The organism is Alcanivorax sp. (genome assembly GCF_051117345.1).
In the GTDB taxonomy this organism is placed as follows: domain Bacteria; phylum Pseudomonadota; class Gammaproteobacteria; order Pseudomonadales; family Alcanivoracaceae; genus Alcanivorax.
Genome location: NZ_JBNPEC010000005.1, coordinates 1 through 4,128, shown reverse-complemented (window position 1 = coordinate 4,128; position 4,128 = coordinate 1). Strand labels below are relative to the sequence as shown.

Genomic DNA, 4,128 nt, shown 5'->3' with positions numbered 1-4,128 from the left:
CCCAGCGCGCATTACGAATACATCTGGGATGGTGAAAAGATCGCCCATACCCTGACCATTCGCCGCTTGAGCTGACCACGCCGCCACGCCTATGCTCTTAAGAAAGCCCTAAAGCCTGCTAAAGCGGCTATACGCAGGCTCTCACGGAGGAATGCCATGCCACTGCATGCCATCTGCCTGGATCTGGCCGGCGTACTCTACCAGGGCCCACGCCTGCTGCCCGGCGCACAGGAAGCCCTGGAAGCCCTGCGTGCCACCGGCCTGCCCCTGCGCTTTGTCACCAACACCTCCCAGCGCAACCGTAGCCAGATACTCAACGACCTGGCCAGTCTGAACCTGGCAGTAGACGAGACAGAGCTGTTTACTGCGCCGCAAGCCGCCCACGACTACCTGACTCGCCGAGGGCTGACCCCGTACTGCCTGTTCCACCCCAACCTGAAAGATGAATTTTCTGATCTGGAAGGCAAACAACCCGATGCCGTACTGATCGGTGATGCCGGCAGGAAATTCACTTATGAGCATCTGGACCAGGCCTTTCGTCTGCTGCACGACGGCGCACCGCTGATTGCCATCGGCGAAAACCGGTATTACCAGCTGGATGACGGCCTGCACCTGGATGCCGGCCCTTTTGTCAGGGCATTGGAATATGCCGCCAACTGCCGGGCCATCATTACCGGCAAGCCATCCACCGCTTTCTTCGAGCAGGTACTGGCCGACCTGGGAACCCGACCCGAACATACCCTGATGGTCGGTGACGATATCCATGGCGACGTGGAAGGCGCACTGAACAGCGGCATGCAGGCCTGCCTGGTGCAGACCGGGAAATATCGGGACGGCGACGAAGAGGCCATCACCGGGAAATTCCAGCTGGAAAGCGACATCCGCGCCGTCGCAGAGACAGTGGTCAGCCGGCTCGGATAGCCCCCCTTGTATCACTGCCATCAGGACCCGACACTGAAGGTAGTCACAAGCAACAGAGGACTGGCAACCATGGGACATCTTCCCCTGAAGGCCGGCGATGCTGTGCTGGCCGTGGATATCCAGAATGATTTCTGCCCCGGTGGCGCGCTGGCTGTGCCAGACGGCGAGCAGGTAGTGCCCGCCATGAACGCCTGGCTGAAAGCCGCCGCCGACGCCAACTTGCCGGTGATCGCGTCCCGCGACTGGCACACCGTGGACCATTGCTCCTTCCATGCCCAAGGGGGCCCTTGGCCGCCTCATTGCATCCAGGACACTCCTGGCGCCGCCTTCCACCCGGGTTTGTCCCTGCCGTCAGGCACAGTGATCGTCAGCAAGGGCACCGCCTTCGACAAGGATGCCTACTCTGCCTTTGATGGCACCGGCCTGGCAGGCTGGCTGCGACAGCGTGGCGTCAAACGGCTCTGGGTCGGTGGTCTGGCAGAAGATGTCTGCGTCTTTCACACGGTCAAGGATGCCTGCGCCGCCGGTTTCCAGGTTCACCTGCTTTGCAACGCCACCCGCCCGGTTTTCCCGGACCAGGAAGGCCCCACCCTCAAGGCCCTGCAGGAAGCCGGCACCCAACTGGAAGACATAGCCTGATATGGACCTTTCCGCCAACAACGATGCCCTCGGTCTACTGACCGATCTCTATGAACTGACCATGCTGCAGGCCTACTGGCGCGAAGGCATGAATGACACGGCGACCTTCAGCCTGTTTTACCGGGAGATGCCGGCACAACGTAACCTCATGCTGGCCTGCGGCCAGGAGTACGCCGCGCGGTTGGTCAGCCAGCTGCATTTCCCGTCCCAACAGGTGAGCCGGCTGAAGGAACTGGACCTGTTTGAGGATGGCTTCCTGCAATGGCTGCAGGGTTTTCGCTTTAGTGGTCACATCCATTGTTTGCCGGAAGGGACCCCGGTATTCCCTCAGGAGCCTCTGCTGGAAATCACCGCCCCACTGATGGAAGCACAATTGCTGGAAAGCCTGCTGATGAACGTGGTGCACCTGGAAACCGTGCTAGCCTCCAAGGCAGTGCGCATGGTGCTGGCCGCCGATGGCCGGCCGGTGGTGGATTTCGGCATGCGCCGCATGCACGGCAGCGATGCCGCCCTGCGCGGGGTGCGCGCCTACCGTGCCGCCGGCCTGGCCGGCACCAGCAATGTGCTGGGAGGCCTACAACACGGCCTGCCCTTACGCGGCACCATGGCCCATTCCTATATCCAGGCCCATGACAGCGAGATGGAGGCCTTGCGGACCTACGCCCGGCTGTATCCCGGCACTACCCTGCTGGTGGATACCTACGACAGCCGCGCTGGTGTGGATAAGGTGATCCGTCTGATCCGCGATGAAGGACTGGACGTGGGAGCCATCCGTCTGGACTCTGGCGATCTTTCACAGCAAGCCAAAGACGCACGCCGGCAACTGGATGATGCAGGCCTGCAACAGGTCCGTATTCTGGTCAGCGGTGGTCTGGATGAATACCGGATTGCCGGCCTGCTGGCCGATGGTGCGCCCATCGACGGCTTTGGCGTAGGCACCAGTATGGGCGCCTCCAGTGATGCCCCCACTCTGGATCTGGCCTACAAGCTCACCGACTATGCGGGCCGACCGAGACTGAAAAACTCCCCGGGCAAACAGCTCCACCCGGGTCGCAAACAGGTGTGGCGACAAACTGATGGCCGGGGACATTATCAACGAGACCAGATTACCGCCCGAGACGAGCCTGGTGACGGCGAACCGTTGTTACAGCCCGTTATCCGCGACGGCGAGCCCTGTCGCGAAGCACCGGATTTGGCAGTTACCCGGGAGAACGTCGCCAGGCATCTGAGAAAGCTCCCCGAAGCGCTACTCAGCCTGGCGCCTGCGCAATCAAGCTACCCGGTTGCCTTCAGTCAACGACTACAGGTCTTGCGAGAAACGGTGCTGGAGGAACTGGAAGAGGCATCGCAGAATTCCGGGACGTAGGGAGCTAGCCGCTTCCGGCAATCCGTAATGCCACCAATAAAAAAGCCCCACTCTTTCGAGCAGGGCTTTTCTATATGGCGTCCCCTAGGGGAGTCGAACCCCTGTTACCGCCGTGAAAGGGCGGTGTCCTGGGCCACTAGACGAAGGGGACGTATTTGGTGGAGCCAGGCGGGATCGAACCGCCGACCTCAACACTGCCAGTGTTGCGCTCTCCCAGCTGAGCTATGGCCCCAAATACGACAATCGAGACAAGGCGCGTCCCGGTTGGTGCGGCGTATTCTACCCAGCCCCCCTACTCTGTCAAGCGCTGGCCTGTGGTTTTTTTCAGAATGAAGTCCGTTTGACTACATCCTGAACAAGCTGCTGAAAATACATCCAGATACTAGCTTCTAGCTTCTAGCTTCTAGCTTCTAGCTTCTAGCTTTCAGGATGATGCCCCTCCCCGGAAGGGGCACAAGCCCATCAGCACGCTTTCTGTTTTCTCGTAGCTAGCAGCTAGAAGCTCGCAGCTATTTCCCGGTAGGCCTTCTCCAGCTTCTTCATCTGCTTCTTGGACACCCCGCCCAGCACCTCGATGGCGTTGCGCAGGCGGGCGCGGCTCAGGTCGGCGCCAATGATTTCCATGGAATCCACCACCGAGAAGCTGGCGCTGGTGCCGGCAATGGCAACGAAGGCCGGGAACAGGAAGTCCTTGATCTTCACTTCCAAGGCATCGGCGATGGCCTTGGCATCGGCAAACAGACCGTCACGGTTCCAGTCGCTACGCGCCTCATAGGCCCACAGCAGGTACTGGAGCCACACCTTCATGTCTTCGCCACCGTACTGCTTGTGCTCGAAGCTGGCTTCACTGATCGCCGGCATGCCGTTGAAACAGAATGCCGCCTTGTCCGCCACGTCCGACAGGGTTTCCACACGCTGGCGCAGGTGAGGAATGATCTTCATGGCGTAATCGCGGTTGTAGGCCCAGTCCAGCAAGGTATCCAGAAATTGCTCATCACTCTGGTCACGCAACCATTGGCCATTCAGCCAGCTCAGCTTTTCCACATCAAAGACGGGACCACCCAGGGACACCCGATTGATATCGAAGGCGTCCTGCATCTGCGCCAGGGTGAACTTCTCGCTCTCGTCCGGCATGGACCAGCCCATACGCCCCAGGTAATTCACCAGCGCTTCCGGCAGGTAGCCCATGCGCTGGTAGAACA

Annotated in this window: 4 protein-coding genes and 2 tRNA genes; 3 read left to right on the top strand and 3 right to left on the bottom strand. The window is 60.3% G+C overall.

The features are described from left to right. Nucleotides 1-156 precede the first annotated feature (156 nt). From ACFE0K_RS00400 to ACFE0K_RS00390, 3 genes are all read left to right on the top strand, one after another. Nucleotides 157-921 (top strand): TIGR01458 family HAD-type hydrolase, encoded by a 765-nt coding sequence (locus tag ACFE0K_RS00400; RefSeq protein WP_434534172.1) that lies wholly within the window; start codon nt 157-159, stop codon nt 919-921. Nucleotides 922-990: 69 nt separating this feature from the next. Beyond that, nucleotides 991-1,560, top strand: a complete 570-nt coding sequence (locus ACFE0K_RS00395) for an isochorismatase family protein (protein WP_434534171.1) — start codon at nt 991-993, stop codon at nt 1,558-1,560. A gap of 1 nt (nt 1,561) precedes the next feature. Next, on the top strand, nt 1,562-2,926 hold the full coding sequence (locus ACFE0K_RS00390; protein WP_434534170.1) for a nicotinate phosphoribosyltransferase: 1,365 nt from the start codon (nt 1,562-1,564) through the stop codon (nt 2,924-2,926). Between the two features lie 75 nt (nt 2,927-3,001). Here the strand turns inward: ACFE0K_RS00390 and ACFE0K_RS00385 are convergent. From ACFE0K_RS00385 to ACFE0K_RS00375, 3 genes are all read right to left on the bottom strand, one after another. Continuing rightward, nucleotides 3,002-3,077, bottom strand: a tRNA-Glu gene (locus tag ACFE0K_RS00385). A 5-nt stretch (nt 3,078-3,082) separates the two neighbouring features. Further along, nucleotides 3,083-3,158 (bottom strand) — tRNA-Ala (locus ACFE0K_RS00380). Between the two features lie 263 nt (nt 3,159-3,421). Then, on the bottom strand, nt 3,422-4,128 hold a 707-nt coding region (locus ACFE0K_RS00375; protein WP_434534169.1), incomplete at its 5' end, for a glutamate--tRNA ligase family protein.